The organism is Chryseobacterium angstadtii (genome assembly GCF_001045465.1).
In the GTDB taxonomy this organism is placed as follows: Bacteria; Bacteroidota; Bacteroidia; order Flavobacteriales; family Weeksellaceae; genus Chryseobacterium; species Chryseobacterium angstadtii.
Window position 1 is genome coordinate 1,180,374 of sequence record NZ_LFND01000001.1, and the last position, 23,756, is coordinate 1,204,129.

At 38.0% G+C, this 23,756-nt stretch carries 15 protein-coding genes; 10 read left to right on the forward strand and 5 right to left on the reverse strand.

What is annotated here, in order from left to right; genetic code table 11:
- Positions 1-287: 287 nt before the first annotated feature.
- The 5 genes from ACM46_RS05245 to ACM46_RS05265 are packed head-to-tail and all read right to left on the reverse strand — an operon-like array spanning position 288 to position 6,920.
- On the reverse strand, positions 288-731 hold the full coding sequence (locus ACM46_RS05245; protein ID WP_048505511.1) for a hotdog family protein: 444 nt from the start codon (positions 729-731) through the stop codon (positions 288-290).
- A 5-nt stretch (positions 732-736) separates the two neighbouring features.
- A complete protein-coding gene (locus ACM46_RS05250) occupies positions 737-1,168 on the reverse strand; it encodes a hotdog family protein (RefSeq protein WP_048505512.1) in 432 nt (143 codons plus the stop codon).
- Positions 1,168-2,307, reverse strand: coding sequence for a dialkylresorcinol biosynthesis protein DarB (gene darB, locus ACM46_RS05255; RefSeq protein WP_048505513.1), 1,140 nt, complete (start codon positions 2,305-2,307; stop codon positions 1,168-1,170). The genes ACM46_RS05250 and darB overlap by 1 nt, the downstream gene beginning before the upstream one ends.
- A gap of 1 nt (position 2,308) precedes the next feature.
- On the reverse strand, positions 2,309-3,223 hold the full coding sequence (locus ACM46_RS05260) for an EVE domain-containing protein (protein ID WP_048505514.1): 915 nt from the start codon (positions 3,221-3,223) through the stop codon (positions 2,309-2,311).
- Positions 3,224-3,266: 43 nt separating this feature from the next.
- Positions 3,267-6,920 carry an MMPL family transporter gene (locus tag ACM46_RS05265; RefSeq protein WP_048505515.1) on the reverse strand — a complete coding sequence of 1,218 codons (3,654 nt, stop codon included), beginning with the start codon at positions 6,918-6,920 and terminating at the stop codon, positions 3,267-3,269.
- A gap of 330 nt (positions 6,921-7,250) precedes the next feature.
- Between ACM46_RS05265 and ACM46_RS05270 the strand changes: the two genes are divergently transcribed.
- The 10 genes from ACM46_RS05270 to porG all read left to right on the forward strand — a co-directional run bounded on the left by ACM46_RS05270 (position 7,251) and on the right by porG (position 23,756).
- Complete coding sequence (locus ACM46_RS05270) at positions 7,251-8,390, forward strand: EpsG family protein (RefSeq protein WP_241485968.1); 1,140 nt, start codon at positions 7,251-7,253, stop codon at positions 8,388-8,390.
- Between the two features lie 356 nt (positions 8,391-8,746).
- Entirely contained in the window at positions 8,747-12,184 is a 3,438-nt protein-coding gene (locus tag ACM46_RS05275; protein ID WP_157859425.1) for a T9SS type A sorting domain-containing protein, read from the forward strand.
- A gap of 273 nt (positions 12,185-12,457) precedes the next feature.
- Entirely contained in the window at positions 12,458-15,016 is a 2,559-nt protein-coding gene (gene topA, locus ACM46_RS05280) for a type I DNA topoisomerase (protein WP_048505518.1), read from the forward strand.
- Between the two features lie 160 nt (positions 15,017-15,176).
- On the forward strand, positions 15,177-16,244 hold the full coding sequence (locus ACM46_RS05285; RefSeq protein ID WP_048505519.1) for a formimidoylglutamase: 1,068 nt from the start codon (positions 15,177-15,179) through the stop codon (positions 16,242-16,244).
- Between the two features lie 12 nt (positions 16,245-16,256).
- Entirely contained in the window at positions 16,257-17,033 is a 777-nt protein-coding gene (locus tag ACM46_RS05290; protein WP_048505520.1) for an SGNH/GDSL hydrolase family protein, read from the forward strand.
- Positions 17,030-18,016 (forward strand): glycosyltransferase family 2 protein, encoded by a 987-nt coding sequence (locus ACM46_RS05295; protein ID WP_048505521.1) that lies wholly within the window; start codon positions 17,030-17,032, stop codon positions 18,014-18,016. The genes ACM46_RS05290 and ACM46_RS05295 overlap by 4 nt, the downstream gene beginning before the upstream one ends.
- Positions 18,017-18,130: 114 nt before the next feature.
- Positions 18,131-19,258 (forward strand): glycosyltransferase family 4 protein, encoded by a 1,128-nt coding sequence (locus ACM46_RS05300; protein ID WP_048505522.1) that lies wholly within the window; start codon positions 18,131-18,133, stop codon positions 19,256-19,258.
- 26 nt (positions 19,259-19,284) lie between these two features.
- Positions 19,285-20,157, forward strand: coding sequence for a polysaccharide biosynthesis/export family protein (locus ACM46_RS05305; protein WP_048505523.1), 873 nt, complete (start codon positions 19,285-19,287; stop codon positions 20,155-20,157).
- Between the two features lie 2 nt (positions 20,158-20,159).
- Entirely contained in the window at positions 20,160-22,652 is a 2,493-nt protein-coding gene (locus ACM46_RS05310; RefSeq protein WP_048505524.1) for an exopolysaccharide transport family protein, read from the forward strand.
- Between the two features lie 213 nt (positions 22,653-22,865).
- Positions 22,866-23,756 (forward strand): type IX secretion system protein PorG, encoded by an 891-nt coding sequence (gene porG, locus ACM46_RS05315; RefSeq protein ID WP_048505525.1) that lies wholly within the window; start codon positions 22,866-22,868, stop codon positions 23,754-23,756.

Genomic DNA, 23,756 nt, shown 5'->3' on the forward strand with positions numbered 1-23,756 from the left:
AAAGTTGAATATTTTATGATGAAAAGCTCACATAAGTATTTAAAAAAATCAAAGATTATTTACTTAATAATATACTTCATAAGCATCTGTGAAAATCCGTGCAATCAGTGGTTAAAAAAGAAAAAAAAACAGGACTTTTCAGCTACATGCAATACTTCCATCAATAGAAACGGACTTTAGTCCATTCAATAAAAACATCAAAATCCAATCTGGCTTCAGCCAAAATAATAAAAAGAAAAACCGCACATCACTGTACGGTTTTATAGGGTTAAACTGAAATCCTTAGGTTAAGATTTCACCTCCTGAATAAACAGGTTGATCTCTGCCCTGATCAGCAGATCATCATTATTAAAAGTCTCACAAAAGATATTACAGATATTTTCATACTGCGAGATCAGCGAAGCCTTAGAAATGATTGTATCTCCTGTTTTAGGAAGCGCAAACAGTTCAATTTTTTTAATATTCGTAATAAAGCCGATTACTTTCGTATTCGCTTCGGGATTTTCGAAGAAGCTCTGTCCAAGAATAGAAGAACAGGTTTGAGCCAGATTCTCAATAAGGCCGGCCTCTGAAAGTTCATTGTTGTGGACAAATACATTGTCTTCTTTTATTTCAAAGGAAGTTACAACCTTTTCCTGGGTCAATTCCAGGATATAATCTGCCATCAGCATTGGTTCGCGGTGCGGCAGAAAGTTGTGTATATTGATGAGGTTGTTTTCCTTGATTTCCATGATACTTATTTTACAGCAGTTTTCATTTGGGATTTTGCGATAACGTTTCCGTTCAGTTTGGTAACGATGTCCACAAGAGTTACTCCCATCACTTCATTCAGAATGGTTACTTCTGAGGTGAGGCGGTCTCCGGTCTTTGGCAATACTTCGGCTTCAAAAGATTTAATAGCTCCGATATATCCTGTTGGTGCATCTTTTCCCAGAAGATAATACTTGTAGCCCGTATGCAAAGCCACGCTCTGTGCCTGATGCTCTATAAGTCCCGAGGCCTGAAAAGTTCCCTCCTGGATAAAAAGAGTATCATCTTTGATCTCAAATCCTGATACCAGATGGTTTTCAGAATACTCTGTAAGCTCATGAACCATGACAAACGGAAAACGCTGCGGAATAAGGCTTCCCACGAAATTCGGATCTGTTGTTGGCAGTTGGTTCTCCATTAGCAAACGGTTAATAAGGCACAAGAATAGGCAAATCTTCCGCTTTCAGGGACGCACAGCAATACTTTTTCTCCTTTTTTCAATGTTCCGGAATTCATTAATTCCTCCAGAGCAACAAAGATAGATCCAGCACCGATATTTCCAATGTCGGAAAGATTATAAAACCATTTTTCTGCCGGAAAATTCATTCCTTTTTTGGCAAATTCATCTTTTAAGCCTTCTTTGAAATAACCTGATGAAATGTGAGCCAGTACGTGATCTATCTTTTCCGGATCAAGTTGATGCTTGTCAAAAGAAGCCCTCAAACTTTCAGCTCCTTTTACCAGAATATATTTGTCCAGGATTTTTGTGTCCTGCTTTATTGCAAAAATAGACTGCTTCAGCCATTCATCAGAAGGATAATCTGCCCATGATTTAAGGCTTCCGTCTTCCAGCTTGTCACATCCGGCATACATACACGCTTCAATCTCATGAGCGTAGGAATAGAAATCGATGAACTCTATTTTTAAAGAAATACTGTTCTCTCTTGGTTTATTTTCAAGAAGAAACGATCCGGCACCATCAGAAAGCATCCATCTGAGGAATTCTCTCTTGAAGGCAACGATAGGTCTTTCTTCCAGCGCTTTTAAATTTTCAGCTTCATGGTTAAATTTATCCGCAGTCATCCACGCAGACATTCTTTCTGATCCTGCACACACGGCATTCTCATTCACCCCGGCTTTTACGGAAAGAAAACCATAATTCAGGGCATTCATCCCCGAGTTACAGAGACCTGTTGCGGTATTAATTTCAATAGATTTACCGATATTCAGCTCACCATGAACCATAGAAGCGTGCGAAGGCTGCATCTGATCCGGAGAAGTAGTTCCTACGGATAACAGCTTCATATCTTCCTTTCTGAAATGTTCATCGAAAAGTCCTTCAACTGCTTTTGCGGTCAGCTGCGCATTGGTATGAGTAGGATTTCCTTCTTTGTCCAAAGCATAATATCTTGTGGTGATCTTGTTGTTTCTTAAAATCAGTGATTTTGCTTTAGAAGGAGCGTCATTTATCAGACCAAGATAAGTCTCCATTTCATCATTTGCTACCGGGTTGTTAGGTAAGTATGTTGATGCTTTTGTTATAAATACGTCGTACATTCTATTTTAAATTAATTCCTTGTAAATATGTTTTTTGTTTTTGTCTTTTAGACCAAAATATAGGGGTTGTCAGCAGGTGTAAAACCAATACGACAGGAGAGATAATCCATATCGCAGCCATCAAATATACCTTAAAGAATTTTATCAGCAATGGACGTTTCTCTTTTTTCTTTATAATCAGATTAGACCATATCGTGAAAATTTTGTTGCCCACTTTTTCTACCCTTACTAAAAAAGGACGGATTTCTATGGCTCCGTTCTGTACCAGATCGGGTTGAAGGTCTGAAATATTTCCGGTACTGAAATGTTTTTCAATAATGTTGCCATACTTTACAGATCCGGAAATTTCCTCATCTGAAACCCCGGCGGCAGGCAGCATCCCCGCTTTTTCTTTTTGACCTGTAGTCAGCCAGCGTAAGATGGTAAGTACGCTTGTATAATTGTCATGTCGGTCTACTAAGGCAATATTACCCACCAGTTTTGCGCCAAGATCTTTTAAATATACCTTCAGTTTTTCCTGAGAAAGCATCCACATATTCCGCGTTCCGGAGATAGTCACTACATCTGTTCCCTTCAGTATTTTTTCGGCAAAACCACTCTTTAAAAAAGAAATGATGGGAATAGACGGGGTGAGGTACCACACCTGATAACCGAATAAGATGAGGTCATACTTTTTATTCAGAATGTCTTCAGAAGGTGGAAAAATCTCTTTCGGGATCTGAAGATAAGACTCCGGGAAAGTATTGAAGAAAACATCTTCAGGCCACGGGAAAGGAAAATCCTCTTTGAGCTGAATATTATAGTACGTAACATCATATTCCTCCTTTTTGGCTTCAAAAGGTTGGGCTACATTCTTCACAATATCTTCCAGCTGGCCGGTTTGTGAATAATAGATGACGAGTATATTTTTTTTCATTAATATTCTTTAGCGGTTACAAAAATATGCTTTTCATATTTATTTAGTGTTTTTTGAATATTTTTATTCCTTTTGAATTAAATTCTTCATAATAATCTGAATGATTTACATCTGAATGAATTGTATTCAGAAATATAATCGTTTCCGGAAGCCTTTCAAACGAAGAAATATTGAAATTTTGATCTGAAACCAGAAGGATATCAATATTCTTATTAACTTCAGAAAGACTTTTTATATAATGAATTTTCCTTCTTTTTACCAGATAAGTCTGCATGGCGGTCTGCCTTCTTTCATCGTTTTCAATATAGGAAAAAATTCTTCTTTCTGCCTGATAAAGCGTAAGAAGAACATCTTTCTGCCCATAATCATCAGACATATGCAGTATAGAGGCATCTTTAGAAATATGTTTATTCAGTTCAAAATAAACCGATCGGTTGGTATTGAAATCGTTTTTTACTTCCTGAACCACCTCGCTGTCTTTGAATAAATAGCTTAAAAAAAGTTTTTTTCTGAAATAGTTTTCATCTTCCAGTTCATTTCTCAGTGCTGCAAACTTTTCTCTGAAGTAAGCATTGATCTTTTTGGTTCTTTCGGAATAGTTTTTACCGAAATTCAGATCATCCTTGCTGATTCTTTCCCCTACTTTTACCGTAATGCTGCCGTCGTAGATAATGAAATCTCCCTTTGGCAGTACTTCGGAATTCCCGTGAATATAAATCGGGAGAATATCCAGTCCGAATTGCTCCGCAAGATAGAATGCCCCTTTGTGGAATCTTTTCACATCATTCGTGTAAGAACGCTCTGCTTCCGGAAAAACAACCAGAGAATATCCCTGATCAATTTTTTCCTTCAACTTTTCCATCCCGTTTTCTATTCCCTGCGAAACAGGATAAAACCCAAGTGCTTTTACCAGCTTTCCGAAAACCGGCGACTCATACACCCAGTCATTCACCAGATAAATAATTTTATGGGTAGCCATAGCAATGGCAAGTGTATCCAGAAAAGAAGTATGATTGGCAATAATGACAGCCGGTCTGCTGAAATCTTCTGCGGGATTTCTAATTACTCTTTTTCTCACAGATGGACTTGAGTACAATACAGATGTTAAAAATTTAGCTAAAATCAGCTTAATGATATCCAGTGTATTTCCTTTTGCCTTTTTGATGAAGAAGCTTCCTATTAATGAAAAGACAAGTCCTCCAAGCCCGTAATATAAAAATGAAATAACCGAGCGTAAGAACAGTCTGAAAGTGATAGGAGAAAGTCCTTTTTTAGCCCTGTTCGTAATCAGTAATCTAAACCAGAAAGGATAAAGGGTTGAAGTAATAATAATAACGGAGAACATCCCGATAAGAGCCACCAAAGCCAGCGAATGTAATGCGGGATGCTTAGCAAAGATCAGAGAACCAATAGATAAGATTGTAGTGAAAACCGCCAGAATAATAGACGTTCTGTAAGTAGGAAGTTCATTCTTTCCGGTGGTATGTTCCTTTTGCATGGCCTTTGTGAGGAAAATACTAAAATCATCTCCCACTCCGAAAACCAGCGTACAGACTACCGTGCTGAAAATATTCAGTTCCAGTCCTAAGAAATAAAGAATACCGGCCGTTACGACTCCAGTTAATACAATCGGAAACATCGTAAGAACCGTTAATTCAAAATTTCTGAAGAAAACAATAATCGTCAGAATAATAGCCAGAAGAGAATAGTTGATCAGTGTGCTGAAATCTCTTTTCAGCAGTCCCAAAAAGTTTTCATTCATCTGCTGGCGGTCGATAGCCAGTGCATCATGATTCTTTTCAACATCCTTGATGAAGGCGTCTCTTTTCTTTTCATCCACTTTCACCACATTGGAAACCGTGTAAAATCCGTTTTCATGGCTAAGGAATTCAGAGATTTGTAATGCTTTTACTTTCTCGTAGTCTTTTAGGCTTAGTTCAGTATAGTTTTTATTTAAAATTGTATTGAAATTGTCAAATGCGCTGCTGTTGAAACCAAATTGGGTTCCACTGTTCACCAGTTCAGAAATGGTTTTGTTTTTTTTATCCGTGTCCCAGAATTTTTTCCATGTTTCAATCCTCTGCTTCTGATCTTTTTCGGAAAGGACAACATTTCCAAGTGAATTGTAGCTCAGAATTTTCCCCTCCTGTTTTTCTTTGTCCAGGAAGCTGCTCAGGCGGGAATTTCTCGTTAAGGCTTCGTTTTCAGAATCTCCGTAAGAAATTGTATAAATAGATTTTGACGTGATGTCAGACAGCTTTTGCAGCTTCGCTTCACTTATTTTTAAATCCTTAGGAATATAGTTCAGATCACCGATATCTTCATTAAACCCAACATGTCTGAACCCGAAAAGGCAGGCAATAATAATGATGGAACAACCTATAATTAAAGGTTTGTTCTTTTCATAAGGATAGGAACCAATTTTATCTATAAAATTAGAATGATGCTTTTCTTCCGTTTTCTTAGGATGATAGAGCTGCGGAACAATAATCAATGCTGTAACTGAAGAAAGAATCACCGTGATCGCGGCAAAAAGCCCAAGATCCTTCAAAGCCTCGGAACGCACGAAGACCAGACAGAGAAAAGACACAGCTGTTGTAGCGCTGCTCAAAACGATAGGCTGAGTGATCTCTTTGTACAGTTCTTCTATATTGTTGTTGTGCTTATAATGGGTAAGGATATGAAGGGCATAATCTATGGTAATTCCAATAAGAATGGCACCTACACTCAAGGAAATGGCAGAGATCTTATCCTTGATGAAATAGAGAATCAGTAAAGCAAGCAGAACCGAAAATACAGTTGGCAGAAATACAATAATCGGGGTGAAAAAATTCCGGAAATAATAGATCAGCAGAATCAAAAGAACCGTCATTGATATGATAACGGTATTCTGAATGTCCTTTTTTATCTGTTGCGCATTGGCCACGGCAATTACCGGAGATCCGAAATAGCTGAGTTCAGTCTTTCCTTTAAACTGTTTGTTGATGCCGTCTTTTATTTCATTAAGGCGGTTGATGAAGACTTCATTGCCTTTCGTATCATTGCTTTTGTTTTTAGGATCAATGAAAAGGAGAAGATTTTTTCCGTCTTTGGTTACAATATAGTTGTCTTCAAGTTTGAAATCTTTACTGATGTTCAGGGCATTTAATTTCTTAATCCCTAAATATGTAATTCCAAGAGGGTCCTTCTTGATAAATTCTTTCGTTACGAGACTCGTAGGCGATACCAAAGAAACGTAATTGCTTTCTACCTGCTTCGAAATACTGTCTTTCTGCAGTTTCCTTTCAATTTCCTTATAATCATTTTCGTTGAGGAAAAGCGGGAGATTCTGATTGACAAAATCAAAGGTTTCCGAGATTTCACTGTCGTTTACCTTGCCCTGTACAGAACCGATATACTTTTTCAGAGATTCTGTTTTCTGAAGAAAGAGGTCTGCCGTTTCGGAAAGCTGAAAACTGTCTTCACGGGATTTGTTCTCTATAATGACAATGATTTTGTCCGAAAAGTTCAGCTGTTTAAGAACTTTTGCAGTAAGATCGGATTTTTCATTTTTAGGAATTATCTGGTTGATATCTTCTTCAAAATTAATTTTTGAAGCAAAAAAAGCGCATAAAACAGCTATTCCGGCAGCAATAAGTACGGAAAGGATCCTGTTTTTAGAAATAAGATAATATAGAAATATAAAAAAACGATGCATTACATTGTGAAATCAAGTCTGCAAATTTAATTTTTTCAGTATTAGTTCAAAACATTTAGGCTATAAGTTTTGTCTGAAAATCAACAAAATATTCTAGGCAGAATAAAAAAATATTCTACTTTTGCAAAAGTTCCCTTTCAATACATATATTTTAAATCCATATTATTATTAAAAAAAATAAGAATCTGTTTTAGATATGTTGAAAAATAATGATGAAAAATTAAACGGATTCCTATTCGCAATAGAATTCCCTTTTCTACTGTACTTCCTGTCTTTTTACAGACCTGGATCTTGTTTATATTGGATGTTCAAAAAAAACGATAGACGAGGATGAGCATATTACACCCTTATTTTATAGTGGCCATTGTCTATATGCTTTTTTTTAGTGTACAGGAAGTTTTCGGCAAAAAAGTAGACAAAAAGTGGTTTTGGTTTTTGGGAGTCTACCTTATTATCCTGGTAGGATTCCGGGACAATGTAGGTCCCGATTACGGAAGTTACAAAGGGCTTTATATTTATTCGGATACCAAGAGCTACAGCAGTATCTTTATGAAGATGCTTCATATGGAAGGTTCGGATCATCTGGATGTAGAATGGCTTTATACATTAATCAATAAGCTGTTGCTGAATGTTTTCAATGCCCCCTTTTATGTTCTGACCTTAGTTATTGCCATCTGTGCCATTTTTTTCAAAATAGAATATACTGAAGACAATACTTTTTATCCCTTTACATTTACCCTGTTCATGTTTGTTCCTTACTTTTTTGTAGGGGAGAGTGGACAAATCAGGCAGAATCTTGCGACATTTATTGTTTATTTTGCCATCCGGTATATCAAACGGCGGGAATTGTGGCATTACCTGTTCTTTATATTTCTGGCATCAGGGATACATACGGTAAGTTATCTTTTTCTTCCTATGTATTGGCTGGCCCGTGTTCCGCTCAACAAGACCATGATGCTGCTTCTCATCATATTCTCGATATTTCTTTCACCATTTGAGATTTATAGAGTATTTGGAGACTTCCTGAGTGGAATGGCCTCTGATAATATCTTGGTAGAAGGACTAAACGGCTACATGGACGAATCCATTGAAAGATTAAACGGAGGCTTTGGAATTCCTGAAGCCATGATGATGATTCTTACATTCTTCCTCTTCGCTTTTGATACCAAAATGAAAGAACTTTATCCCTATTATGAATACCACAGGAACTATGCAGTTGTAGGAATTTGTTTCTATTTTATTTTCAGAAACAACCCCGTGTTCTCATCCCGTCTTGTAGGTGCGTTTATCGGTTTTTCCTATGTAATAGTCCCGAATGCGATGTATGTGGTGTCAAGCGGAATGAAAAAAGCAATTTATTCTTTTATCATAGCGCTTGTTATTTTCAATATTGTGGTTTTCTCCTCATTCAACAACATCAAAATCGGAAGATTTACCATCGAGCTTTATAAAAATCATATTCTTCCATAAAAAAGAAACCGTGATCTATAATACAGAAGGCAGCTTTTCAGGCTGTCTTTTTTTTTTGTTTGCCCTTGCGATAAAATAATAGTGTTTTACCAATCTGTTGTTTAATATTTTTCTGCCTTTACATAATCACCTTATTAAGATTCATTCAATTTACACTTTCCGGTAAAATATATAAATCGAAAAAATTACTTTTGCAATTGAAAACGAATTGTGCCGTTTTTGTATCTATAAACTTTTAATGTTAAGTTATTGATAATGTAATTAATATATGATATTGTAATTTGTATTATTAATGAATTATTTACGGCAAAGGCTTAAAAGTTGTATTTCCTTTAATGGCACACAAGCCTAAGGATATGAAAAATTTAGTTAAAAATTTTGCGGCAATTTTTTGCTTAGTGTCGATTTGTACCTATTCCAGGAATAGCAGGGAATTAAATGAAATTCCACCTTCGTACAGATATACGGAGAGAGTAATACCGGCGGAAGATACATTACGTAAACCCGCAGGAAGACTGGCAGCGAAAGCGCCGGACTGGAAAAAAGCCCCCAACAGCTATATTTTCGATCCCGCTCAAAGCAGTGAAGGCCTTCTGGTTCCGGTGAGAAAGGCTTATGCGATGTGGAAAGACGATCAATACATTCAAAATGGAGGAATCCCTTCGGGGAATATGACGGCAGATGTGCTTTGGGAAGACGCACATGGGCTGATCAGGTCAGGAGCAGGATACTCATTGGAAATTCTGGATTCGGATCAGAATGCCAAAATAAAAGTACCGATTAATAAAGCTAAAAAAGGAAATGCTGTTATTGCGCTCAGAATAAATGGGGAGGTATACTGGAGCTGGCATATCTGGGTTACAGATGATCCCGGCAACGGATCAACCTACAAAAGTTTTGATAACATAACAAGAATGAAGAGCGACGGAACCACTGAGTCTATTCCGGATTCCGACTGGAAATGGATGGACCGTAATCTTGGCGCTCTGAATAGTTCCATTACTTCCTCAGATTGGAACAGAAGCATCGGGTTACTATACCAATGGGGAAGGAAAGACCCGATTCCGCCTTTGGTCACAAGAGGGAATGACTTCTATGAAGTGTCCGGCTCCATAGGAAGAGTGAGGCACAGAGGAGCCAAGAACTTCACAGGTGCAATGGCTATTGACAATCTTACAAAATACGTTCTGCTTGCCAATGCAGAAGTGGTCAATAACATAAGGCTTTCTGTGAAAAATCCGTTAAGTCTCATCTATGTAAACAAAGACGATAACAGCGGACAAGCCTATTACAATAACAACGTAAGCCTTCCGGTCAACTGGTTCGGGCGTGCCAATGGCCTGACAGACAACCGGCCTTCGGAGCTCAATCTTTGGTCCGATAATTCTCAGGGAATCATCAATACAGACTATAACAGTGACAACAGCGCACAGCCTTACAGGGATAAATCTCCTTATGATCCATGCCCGAACGGATGGAGAATGCCTTCAATGCTTGTCGCTAATTTAGGTTCACAGGCCTATGCAGACGATATCAGGATAGACTTTTCGCCTTTTGGCGTGAGAACCAATATGGCTAAAAATCTTTTTGAATCCAGTTCCTATCATCTCATAAAGCCTACTGATGCGGGCGTTCCTTCATTTATGACAGGATTTAAAGCATATCCCAATCTGGGGTTTGATCTGTCGGATGCCGGAGGAAACAATATGGGAATTTTTCCCGGAACAGGGCAGCTGATCAGAAGTGCACACTTGGGACAGTATACCGATCAGCATCATATAGCGCTTTGGACAGCTACTATGGCGAGGCATTTTGATGCTTCTCCGGCAGTAACAATCCGGGGACTTTATATGATTCCGGATAAAGATCAGCCGGATATCCAGGATCCCGCTTATCCCAACATCAAAGGAAGGTTTTTTTATATGCCGATGTCCGGAATGTACACTTCAGAAGCCAATGGATGCCGATGTATCAAAGATCCGCTTTATATCGTAAACAACTACGATTTTCCTTCTGAATATTTAGCTCCTGCAACAGAATACAGAGAAGGAATTGACAATCCCAATACGTATCAGGCGGTTAAAAATGCACAGCTTTTCACCATGGAAATTCCTGTGAGTAAAGCCTTTTCCGTTCAGAGCCAGCTTTTGAACAATCAGACCATTCTCAATCCTTCCGGTTTTAATAATTTAAAAGCAAACGTTCTATGGACTACCAATACTGCTTTGATCAATACAATTAAGGTCATTAACCCTTCTCCTTCTTCACTGCAGGACATCAGTAATACTTCAATTTCAGTTGAAATCAGGCCGAATCAGAGCGGAAACGCTGTAGTTACCCTTCATAATGGAAGTGTTTCTTCTCCGGTGTATTGGAGCTGGCATATCTGGATCACCGATTCTCCCTTGGGCTCTTCTGTTTACACCACAGAACTTCCGGTGTCTGATGCAGTCAACTATGTGAATTATGTCAATAAGGCGGATGAAGTTCTTCAGACTGAATTTATGGATAGAAACCTCGGAGCAACAGATGCATTCCCGATCGTAGCTAACAGTCTTACCCCTACAGCAGCAGAGCTGGCGAAGATAAGAGCATCCACAGGAATGCATTATCAGTGGGGAAGAAAAGATCCTATTCCCACATTCCAATACGCGGATAATAAAGCATCTTTTAATATATTTTTAGGAACAGCATCCGATAACGGGACTGTTGCTTACACAACACTCACTCCTGCGGTATACAACAATATGTCAGGAAATTATATGATTCCTTATAACAGCTATGCTTTGGCTTCCAATGTGCAGAGTACGGACAGACCTGCGGATAAAATTGCGAAGGTATTGTCTTACTCCGTAAAGAATCCGCTTGTATATATGATCCCAAGTTCTTTTGCACCTTTTAACAGTACAGTTCCTAATTATACGAATGGAACAGACTGGCTCGCCAATGAACCGAACCTGGCCGCAGACCGATGGGGAAGAGGAGGAAAGAAATCTCCTTTTGATCCGTGCCCTGCAGGTTGGAGAATTCCGGACCTTACCAGTGTGGCTTTAATTGCTAATCAGGATTTTGGACAGTCGCCCTGGTACAGAAAAGATAAAAATGCAGCCACTTTTTACAGTGCCATTGTGGATTATTCGGGAATCAGGGTGAGAAACCCTTCTACAACGTCTACTATAGGGTATATGTTTTTAAATGCAACATATGGAATTGGGAATTTTCCGGATTCGGGTTTACGGGGATACAGAAGTGTTCTGGCTAATCAATCGCCACAAGGGACATTCAATACCGTTAATTTTCAGTATCCGGGAGTCTGGACGGGAGCTTTGGCTGCCAATTATCTGGGAAGATCCATTAATGTTTTATTTGATGCAGCATCTACAGCCAACCGTTTTATTGCTTTTAATGATAATAATGATCCTTATTTCGGAGCGAGCTGCAGATGTGTGAAAATTAAATATGATGCGGAAGGAAATGAAGCGGGACCTATTGCAGAACTTCAGGTTACCACACCGGCTTTGGTTAAAGGAACTGCTGTTTTGAGTACAGCTGAAGTGAAAGAAAAAGTCAGTGAAAACCAATTTTCTTTATTTCCGAATCCTGTAAAAGACATGCTGTACATCAATGCACCGGAAAGAGACGGGTATTTTTATCAGATTTATAATATGTCCGGCCAGCTCATGAAGTCCGGGAAGTTTGAAAATGGAAAGACCAACCTTTCTGCTCTTATTTCAGGAATCTATCTCATAAGAATTAATAATTCAGAGAAAATGGTAAAAATAATCAAACAATAAAGTTTAAAAAGATCAATAACAAAGCAGAATAGGGTTTCCTGTTCTGCTTTTTTTATGGAGATATATATTCTGCATCTATCACTCCCGATGAAAAATTCTATAGCATCTATTTTATTAAGATGAAATTTACCGCTAAACCATACTCTTTAAAGGACTTGATAAGCCTTGAAATGCCCTCGGGAACGCTTGTTAAACCTATCTAAAAATTAAATTAAACCGTTTTAACAAAATGTATATAATAAAAAAGCTTTACTTTTGCAAAAAATTTTTAGAATGTCGAAAAATTTAGTAATCGTAGAGTCACCGGCAAAAGCAAAAACTATTCAGAAATATTTAGGGAAGGATTTTGAAGTGAAATCAAGTTTCGGACACATCCGTGATCTTCCAAAAAAAGGTATGGGAATAGATCTTGCCACATTCAGCCCTGATTACGAAGTTTCGGCGGATAAAAAGAAGTTGGTAACAGAATTGAAAGCTGCCGTAAAGAAAGCTGAAATGGTATGGCTGGCTTCCGATGAAGACCGCGAAGGGGAAGCTATTGCATGGCACCTGGCGGACGAATTGAAATTAAAGCCCGAAAACAGAAAAAGAATTGTTTTTCACGAGATTACTAAGAATGCTATTCTGAAAGCCATTGAAAATCCAAGAGATATTGATCAGAATCTGGTCAATGCCCAGCAGGCAAGAAGGGTTCTGGACAGAATTGTAGGTTTTGAAATGTCTCCGGTTCTCTGGAAAAAAGTAAAACCGGGTCTTTCTGCCGGAAGAGTACAGTCGGTAGCCGTAAGATTAATTGTTGAAAGAGAAAAAGAAATCCGTGAATTTGTTCCGAAAGCCAGCTTTAAACTGGATGGAATTTTCCTGAACAATACTGAGCAGGAAATTGCAGCTAAACTTAAAAAAGACTTCGAAAAAGAAGAAGAGGCAGAAAAATTCCTTGAAAAAGCAAAAACTACAGAATTCAAAGTTCTGAATGTTGAAACAAGACCGGGAACCCGCTCTGCATCTGCTCCGTTTACAACTTCTACACTGCAGCAGGAAGCATCTTCCAGATTAGGATATAATGTGACGAATACCATGCGTCTTGCCCAGAGACTGTATGAAGAAGGGTATATTACCTATATGAGAACGGACTCGGTAAACCTTTCTCAGGAAGCTATCGAAGGAGCGAAAAAACAGATCACTTCAGAATACGGAGCCGAATATTCTTCACCAAGAAACTATACAACGAAATCCGCATCTGCACAGGAAGCTCACGAAGCAATCCGTCCGACTGATTTTGCCGTAAAAAGTATCGGAGATGCTCAGTTAAACAGATTATATCAATTAATATACAGAAGAACGCTGGCTTCTCAGATGGCCAATGCCAAAATTGAAAAGACAGTCATTGAAATAGGGAATGCATCATTGCCACAGCACTTTGAAGCACAGGGTGAAGTGATTATCTTTGACGGTTTCCTGAAAGCTTACGGAATTGTAAAAACAGAAGATGATGATGAAGACAACAACGAAAAGCTTCTGCCTAAAGTAAAAGTAGGAGAAATCCTGAGCTATAAAAAAATCACAGCTTCAGAAAAATTCACCAGACCAAGCGCCAGATATACGGAAGCAGGATTGGTGAAAAAACTGGAAGAACTGGGAATTGGGCGTCCGTCTACTTATGCGCCTACCATTCAGACCATTCAGAACAGAGAGTATGTAGACAAAAGAGAGCTTGAGTCTCAGACCCGTGAGGTGATTAAAATGTCTCTTACAAAAGATAAAATCAAGAAAGAAGTCCTTGAAGAAAAATTCGGGGGCGATAAAAATAAATTTGTCCCTACAGATATAGGAGAGGTTGTTAATGATTTCCTGACAGATAATTTTAAAGAAATCCTGGACTACGGATTTACCGCAAGAGTGGAAGAAAGTTTTGACGAAATTGCGAACGGAGACCAGAAGTGGAAAGAAATGATGACCAATTTCTACTCGAAATTCCACCCGAGAATTGAAGACGTAGAAGAAAATGCAGACAGAGCCACCGGAGACAGACTTCTGGGAGTAGATCCTAAAACAGGGAAGAATGTTCACGCAAGAATCGGAAGATTCGGAGCTATGATCCAGATTGGAGAAACCGAAGATGAAGAAAAACCAATTTTCGCTTCGTTAATGGCAGGGCAGAATATTGCTACCATTTCTTTAGCTGAAGCACTTGAGCTTTTCAAATTACCGTTTGAACTTAACGAATTTGAAGGACAGCCTGTTTCTGTGGGAGTAGGAAGATTCGGACCTTATGTAAAGTGGGGAGAAACATTCATCAGCATTCCGAAAGGAGAAGATCCTCTTTCCGTAAGTCAGGCGCGTGCGGAAGAAATCATTGGGGAAAAGAAAAAAGCTGATGCTCCTATTGCTTCTTATAAAGGGGAGCCTGTAACGAAAGGATCTGGAAGATTTGGACCGTTTATCAAATACAAAGATCTGTTTATCAATGTTCCGAAAAGATATAATTTCGAGAATCTTTCACAAAGTGATATTGATGAGCTGATTGATGCTAAACTGGAAAAAGAGGCCAACCGATATATCCAGCAGTGGGAAAAAGAAAAAATTTCTATTGAAAACGGAAGATGGGGCCCATTCGTGAAATTCGGAAAAGCCATGTTCAAAATCCCGAAGAAAAAAGACGAGACGAAGTATGAAGCTGAAGAACTGAAGGAAGTGTCTCTGGATGAAGTGAAGAAATGGATCACAGATCAGGATAAAAATGCTTTTGCTGAAAAAAAGAAGCCGGCCGCTAAAAAAACAGCCGCCAAGAAAACAACAGCTGTGAAAAAAACAGCTGCTAAAAAGAAGTAGCAATAGAGCAAACGATATAAAAGCCGTTAACAATAGGTGTTGACGGCTTTTTTTATGAAGAAAAACACCACAGCATATGCACTTGCTGTGGTTTTTTTGTATGTTTGTTCGCTAAAGGAATTAATCAATTAACCCATTCTCAAGTTTTCAGATTAAAAATATGGATTTTGAAGATTTTATCATTTCACCAAGAAATTTCAAAGCAGAGAGCTGGCAGATCGGCAGCAGAATCACGAAAAATATAAAAGAAGACAGTATTGTTCTTCTCTTTGTTTCGGATTACAGAGGAGCAGGCGGAGATGCGGAAGTGCAGGATTTTACAGCGGTGAGAAAAGAGTTTTATAAACTTTCACAGCTGGATTTTGAAATTCCTGTGGTAGATCTTGGAGACCTTGTTTCCGGGAAATCTGTTCAGGATTCCCATTATATTTTGCAGGAAGTTTTGTCGGCATGTCATTACAAAAGAGCGCTTCCCGTAATTATCGGAGGCTCCAACGATTTTGCGTTCTCCTTATTTTCCACTTTGAATTTTCATAAAAAAAATATCAATTATACCCAGATCAGTAACATTATTTCCCTGAAACAGGGCGAAACCATTAATGAACATACTTTTTTAGGAAAAATTTTAGGATCAAAGAATTTTTCAATCAAGAATTATCACCATTTAGGCTATCAGAAACATTTGAACGAAACAGACTCAGTAAGGCTGATTAAAGAAGTAGAGTTTGATATTGTCCGTCTTGCTGAAATGATGAATTCCACTGAAAAAACAGAACCTTTTTTCAGAAAAGCAGATTTGGTAACCCTCAATTGTGATGCTGTTGAAAGTTTCAGCGAGCCTTTCTCGATGAATCCGCAGGTCAATGGATTAAACAGGAGAGAGATCTGTGCCTACATGAAAGAAATAGGATTAAGCGAAAACCTGAAATCTGTCGGTATTTTTAATTATAACATTTACTCGGAAAATCAGCTGAACAACCAACTCCTGGCCCAGATGATCTGGTATCTGATTGAAGGAATCAATATTCAGCGTTCCCATCCGAAAGAAAGACATTATGAGCTGTTCTATGTTTTGATAGATGAAGAACAGTATGCTTTTAAAAGAGATACATTCAGCAACTTATGGTATTTTGGGGACGATGACAATATAGATAACTGTATTCCGTGTTCCAGGAAAGATTTTGAAGAAGCAAAAAGAGGTTGGCTGAATCCCAGGCTTACCTTCTAAAAAAATACACAGATGAAAAAAAAGATTATAGTAAGTATTGTTCTGCTGGCCGGGCTTTTCTGCTTTTTGTATTTCTGGAACAAATATTCCTATGCAGGAGAAGAGAATTACTTTTCTTCGAATACAAAGCCGGAACCGGGATTGCAGATAGGCATCATCGGAGACAGCTGGGTAGTACGGCAGAATCTGGATTCCCTTGTAGAGAAGAAACTTTCTGATAAAGGAGTTCATGCGGAAATCTACTCATCCGGAAATCCGGGAGCTAAGACCAGCAGAATCTATGAAAACCTTTTTAAAGAAGATGCAGAAGAGTTTTCTTCCAGAAAAGTTATTGAAAAAAAGCCTGACTACTGCATTGTAACGGCAGGAGTGAATGATGCAGCCATGCATATGGGGCCAGATTTTTACAGCCATCACATGATGATGATCATTAAAACACTTTTACATTATAACATCAAACCGGTTGTAGTTTCCCTGCCGGAATTTGGAGTGGAAGAAGATTTTAAAAATAAAAATTTGATAAGCAGCCTCAGCAACAGAGGTGCAGAGTTGTTTTTAAATGGAGGAACTGCATTTACAATACAGGATTACAGAAATGCCTTGCAGGAAGAATTAAAAAACAGCGGACTTGATCAAAAAGTAGTGATCTTAAATTTTGATGAAGTAAGCAAAGATTTCGATAAAGACCGTAATCTCTACGCAGATCCGTTACATTTAAATAAACAGGGATATCAGAAATTCAGTGAGTTTCTGGCCAATGGAATCGTTAATTTAACAGAGACAAAATGAGGGTTTCGGTTATAGTTCCTGTATACAATGTAGAAAATTATCTGGCCAAATGTCTGGATTCACTGGTGGGGCAGACTCTTCAGGATATCGAGATTGTGGTGGTGAATGATGGTAGTAAAGATAATTCAGGATTGATTATCGAAGAATATGTGCAGAAGTTTCCGGAGAAGATAAAAGCTTTTACCAAAGAAAACGGAGGTCTGAGCGATGCCCGGAACTTCGGATTAGAAAAGGCTTCAGGGGAATATATAGGTTTTGTAGATAGTGATGACTACGTGAAAGAAACCATGTTTGAAGAAATGGTGCAGCTGGCAGAAAAACACCAGGCTAAAATGGTGATCTGTAATATCCAGAAAGTAGATCAGAACGGAGAAGTTACACAAAAGTTGACCCAAATTCCCAATATGCCTGAAAAGATAGAGCTGGATGATTATTTTTCTGTATTTTCGGATCTGAGTTATTTCGCCTGCAATAAGCTTTTTAAAAAAGAACTTTTTGACAGCAAAAGATTTAAGAAAGGCGTTCATTTTGAAGATATTCAGCTGATACCGCAGCTGCTTTTGGAGTGTAAAGTACTGGCGCAGACCCAGAATTTTCACTACCAGTATCTGGAACGTACGGATTCTATCACAAAAACCCACACCGAAAAAGGATTAGACATCCTGAAAGCGGTAAAAGATGTGGAAGCTGCATTTGAAAAATCCGGATATGCCCTCAAAAAAAAGGAACTGAAAAATTTTCAGATCTTTGAAGGCGTATACTCTTTTCTGGCTTATGTAGCCTTTGTGAAGAACGAAGATCTTTTTAATAAAATGGCGGCCGAACTGGCTGATTTTATTAAAGAAAGGGGAATAAAAATTCAAGATATATTGAACTATAGTCGTTTTGGTAAGAATTATCTTTTATCTTTGCCAGTGAAAAAAAAGATTTTTTATCTGTTATTTTTTGCCGGACAAAAGAAACTGATAAGAAAATTAATCTAACACAAATGATAAGTGCAATTATTTCCGTCATCACTAAAACTTTGACAGAAGGCTTCCTGTGAAGCATCCTGGTAGGTTTTACTACAGGCATTGATGATTGCTTGATTAAAAAAAATGAAGAATTTTGAATTGTTCTTAAGCGAATCAGGTATTTCTATTTTTTACGTGAAAATAGGATTGGGTTTTCTATTCGCTTTTTTAATTACCTTTTTCTCCATACCAACCATCATCAAGATATCCAGAAGGAAGAATCTGATGGATGAGCCCGGAGTAAGAAGTTCCCATCTCAGAAAAATTCCCAACCTGGGCGGTATTGCCATCTTTTATTCTATCGGGATCTGTGCATCTATTTTTGCTTACGAGCTTTTTGATCTGTATAAATTTCTGTTCGCATCCCTGATTATCCTATTGTATATCGGGGTGATGGATGATATTGTTGTGATGAGAGCTTATAAGAAACTCGTGGCACAGATTGTAGTGTCTTCTTTGGTGGTGATAGGTTCAGATATCAGGATCAGAAGCCTTTTCGGGATTTTCGGGATCTATGAGCTGGGTTATATTGTAAGTGTACTGTTCAGCATTATTACGTTTATTGTTCTTATCAATGCATTCAATCTTATAGATGGTATAGACGGTCTTGCGGGAGGTTACTCAGTGATTTGCAGCGCCCTGTTTGGGATTAGTTACTACAGACTTGGGGAGTATAATTTTCCTCTCGTTGTTTTGTCCGTGATTATTATAGGAACCGTACTGGCTTTCCTCTATTACAACCTATCCAATTACAGAACCAATAAAATATTCATGGGAGATACTGGGTCTATGCTTCTTGGCTTTCTGCTGGCATTTACCTCCATCTGTTTCATTGATATTTTTATAGATAAGGAGCTTCCCAATGTTCCGAGATACCACCTTCAGTCGGCTCCTGTAGTCGCGGTAGCTATTCTTATTCTGCCTATTGTGGATACCTTAAATGTAATTATTATAAGGCTTTGCAATAAAAAATCGCCTTTCGATGCCGATAAAAACCATATCCATCATAAACTTCTGAAACTGGATCTTACACACAGACGTTCCACATTTTATATTATTGTATATTACCTGATGATTGTAGCTGTAGCTTACTATCTGAGGCATATCAATATAAATCTGCTGTTGTTGATTGTCATTTTATTAGGATTTTTTGGGGCGTATTTGCCGGATTTGATTTATCGTTTACGAAATAATAAGAAAATAACAATTTAATTTTTACTTTTGCAATACATTCAAATATGATGAAGAACTTAAAGTATTTATTTTTAATATTCCCATTTTTTATTACATCCTGCATCACCAAAAACGATGTGAGGTATATGCAGCCCAGCGAAAGTCTGGTCATTAATGAAGAAGGATTGATTCCATACAACATCCCTACGTATAGAATTACCAAAAACGACATCCTCAATCTTAATATTGTAACCACTCCCAAAGGAGATGCGGCACAATTCTATTCTTCTCTGAACACTTCAGGCGGAGTAGGAGGCGGAGCAAACAATGCAGCAACACAAGGTGGAAGAGGCGCTTCTGGAGCAGGAGGAGGATCTTCCGTAGGGGGAAATATGAATTTTTATTTCAACGGACTGAAGGTAGACTCCAAAGGAGATATCAACGTATTCGGAATAGGATATGTGAAAGCGGAAGGAAGAACAGTGGAAGATGTTACCCAGGAGCTTCAGGAAAAAGTAAACGAAAATTTCCAGGAAGGAAAAGCTGAAGTAAGGCTGAATACAGACGGAATTACCTATTATATTCTGGGAGACGTAGAAACGACAGGTCTTTCAGGTGAAAAAGTAGCCCACAAAAATACACTCACGATCACCGAAGCATTAGCGATTAACGGAGGTTTGAACAGAACGATAGACCGTAGAAATATAGTGATTCACAGAAAATTGCCGGAAGGAATCAAAGTGGCTAAAATAGATCTTACCCGTGAAGATATCATGAACTCTCCTTTCTATTATGTACAGAATGGTGACGAGATCTACCTGAACACAAGAGGAAAGAGCCTGAACGGATTCGGAAAAGATCCGGTACAGACTTTAACTACCGGTGTATCCGTAATTACTACAGCACTATCCATTTATCTGCTTCTTAAAAACCTTTAACCATGATTCCAGAAAGAGACGCTAAAGCCGGCAAAAACGAATCACAGAAGGATAAGTACGGATCGTTTGCATTATTTGATATTGAACATTTCCTGAGAAGAATACTCAAAAACTGGTATTGGTTTGTATTCATGCTGTTTATAGGCTATATTATTTCCTGGGTATACAGTAAATATTATGCTCAGAGTATCTATGCCTCAGAATTGTCATTGAGTATATCCAACAATACCTCAAGCTATTTTACACCTACCCAGTCTATCAATTTTATCTGGGGACAAACCGGAAATCAGGACGGAGTTTATCTTAAAAAAATGCTTTTATCCAGATCTCATAACGAGTTTTTGGTGAAAGAGCTGGATCTTTTTGTGAACTACTCTACTAAAGGAGTGATCAAGTCTACTTATATCGATAAAACCGATTCACCTATATTCCTGCAGATTGATAAAAGCCATCTTCAGCAGATCAATTACCCGATTACCCTGATTCCGAAAGGAAATGATTCTTATGAAGTGATTCTTCCTGAAGAAGGGCAGTCTACCAACTTATACAGCTATGAATCGGAAGGTTTTCAGTCTATTAACGGCTACAGCAGACCTGCAAATAAAATTTTAAAAGTTAACGAATGGTATACTTCTCCGAATTTAAGATTCAGACTGATAAAAAATACAGAGACTCCTAAAATAAAAGTAGATAACATTATTGTAAGACTTAATTCTGTAAATCAGAGTGTAGGTGAGATTGTTTCTACGATAGGAGTGGACTTTGACAAGGAGATCGGGACCATTATGATTATCAATAAAAGAGGATTTAATCTTAACAGTACAGTCAATTTCCTAAATAAATCGGTTGCCGAGCTTCAGAAAAAAAGACTGGCCGACAAAAACATCGTTAATAAGAATACTGACCTTTATCTTCAGACCAATGTAGATAATATCCGTAAAAAACTGGATTCGAGTGCGGCTGTTCTGAACTATCTGAAAACATCGGAAAAATTGTACAACATTAAAGACAGAGATGAGAAATCTTTGGATAAAATAAAGGACCTTGAAGCGAAAAAAGCAGATATTGTAAGCAAAATCAGCTCATTGAACAATATTAAAGCAACCCTTCAGACACAGGATTTCGACAGAATGATCAGCACCAACGCTGCCGGTTTTGAAGACGGTTTCTTTTCTGCTACAGTTACAGAACTTAAAGCCCTGTATGCGAAGAGAAGAGAAATGGCTGCTATTTATAAGCCCAACTCTGAGCCTATGAAGGAAATAAACAGGCTGATCAATGAAGCAAGAACAGGTTCTTCAGGTGCTCTGACGAACTATTATACAAAATATTATGATGAGATCAATAAAATTGACAGACAGGTAGCAGAAGCCAATTCAGATCTTACCTCATATCCTGAAAAAGAAAGAAAATATCTGGACGCAGAAAGAGGCTACAATATGATTGAAGCCACTTATAACAGTCTTTTATCCAGACAGAACGAAGCACAGATGAAAGTGGCCACCAACCAGTCCGATATTACAGTAATTGACCCTGCCAAAAATCTGGGACAGTCTCCTATCGGGCCTAACGTAAAAGCAATAAAGCTTGCTATTATGAGCGGACTATTGCTGTTGCCTTTACTCTTCATACTGATTGGTGAAGTTCTGGACAATAAGATCAGAAACATCAAAGAACTCCTGAGCGCAACCAAAATCCCGCTTCTTGGTGTGATTGGAAACAACAGCAACGAAAGTATGCTTACTGTTTTGGAACAGCCTAAGTCTTCCGTATCGGAATCATTCAGAGGTATAAGAGCCAGCATAAGATTCCTGATGGAGAATAACAGAGAAGACGGAAAAGGAAAAACCATTCTGGTAACCTCTTCCATTGGAGGAGAAGGAAAAACCTATATTTCCATCAACCTGGCATCTGTAATTGGATTGAGTGACAAAAAAACCATTCTTCTCGGAATGGACCTTAGAAAACCTAAAATCTTCGGGGATTTTAAAATTGATAATAAATATGGAATCTCCAACTATCTTACAGGAGAAGTGGAAATAGATCAGATCATCAACAAGACTAAAATACCGAATCTTGATGTAGCGACTTCCGGGCCTATTCCACCAAACCCTTCCGAACTCTTGATGAGTGAAAGGAATATAAAATTCCTGGAAGAACTGAAAGAAAAATATGATTTCATCGTCATAGATTCTCCGCCGGTAGGTCTGGTAGCAGATTCCTATGAATTAATGAAATATTCCGATACCAATATTTATGTGGTACGTCATGAATATACCGAGAAATATATGCTGAAGATGATTACCGAGAAATATCATAATGAAGAGGTGGCTCATTTAGGACTTATTTATAATGATTATAATACGAAACAAGGGTATGGCTATGGATACGGTTATGGATACGGATACGGCTATTTTGATGAAGATAAAAATTATAAAGAACCGCTGCTGATTAGAATACGAAATAAGGTACAAACAATATTTAATAAAAAATAACGTTTTAAACCCTCAGCCAATGGGGGTTTTTTTATACAGCCCGTATTTGTAATCTAAGGAAAAAAGAATATTTTTGGCACTTTGCCGTTTACTTTATAACAAATTATGTTTTTTTGTTTATTTTTAACTATACATTAAGAATATCATTAATATAAAAATGTTTTATATTTGCAAAAATTAAATTTTAAAATAACCATAAATCCATATTCTTTTATGAATAAAAAATTATTGTTTAGCTTCCTTGCCTTCCTTGGAGTGGTAAGTGTTAAAGCACAAAGAAACGAATTGGGAGTTCGTCTAGGGATGAGTAACCTAGTGGGTGATGTAGGGAGGACCAATTATATTTTACAAAGGCCGTTGGATTTGGACAGGGTATCAGATTGGGGATTCCCGTTTTATGGAGGTTTATTATATAGATTTAATTTTAACCCGCACCAAACCGTGAGATTGGACTTAGGGTACAACCAGGTTCAGTTTAGCGATAAAGCTGCGAAAGAAGAATACAGAGTGAACAGAAACTCGTACGGAAAAAACAACGTATACGAAGCAAGCTTAATGTTCGAATACAATCTTTTCCCTGTGAATAATGAGCAGGTAAGCATGGTGAGCCCATACATCTTCGGTGGTATCGGGGCATTAATGTTTGATGCTCCTAAAGCCAATATGGTCAACGACTTTAGAAGAGATGCAGACGGAGTAGCACAGGCTCCTATTAATGAGCTGGACTTTAAAAGCACACCGGTATATTCATTAGGTAAAAAAGTAACGATGCATATCCCTTTCGGGGTAGGTTTAAAGTATAAGTTCAATCATAATTGGGCTATATTTGCAGAAGCTACATTTAGATATACCCTGACGGATCAGCTTGATCACAGCAGATTGCTTTCAAAAGATCTGACCTCCAGCTATAATGCAGATATCCTGGACCCTGCTACAGGGGCATCATTGCTGCAGTCAGGAAACTATTATGCAGTTTCAAAAGAAAGAGAACAAGAACTTCTTAACAAAAGAAACATAGGCGACGAAAGGTCTAAGGACTGGATGAATACTTTTAGTTTAGGACTTACCTATTCATTCGGAAGACCTCCGTGCTATTGTGATTAA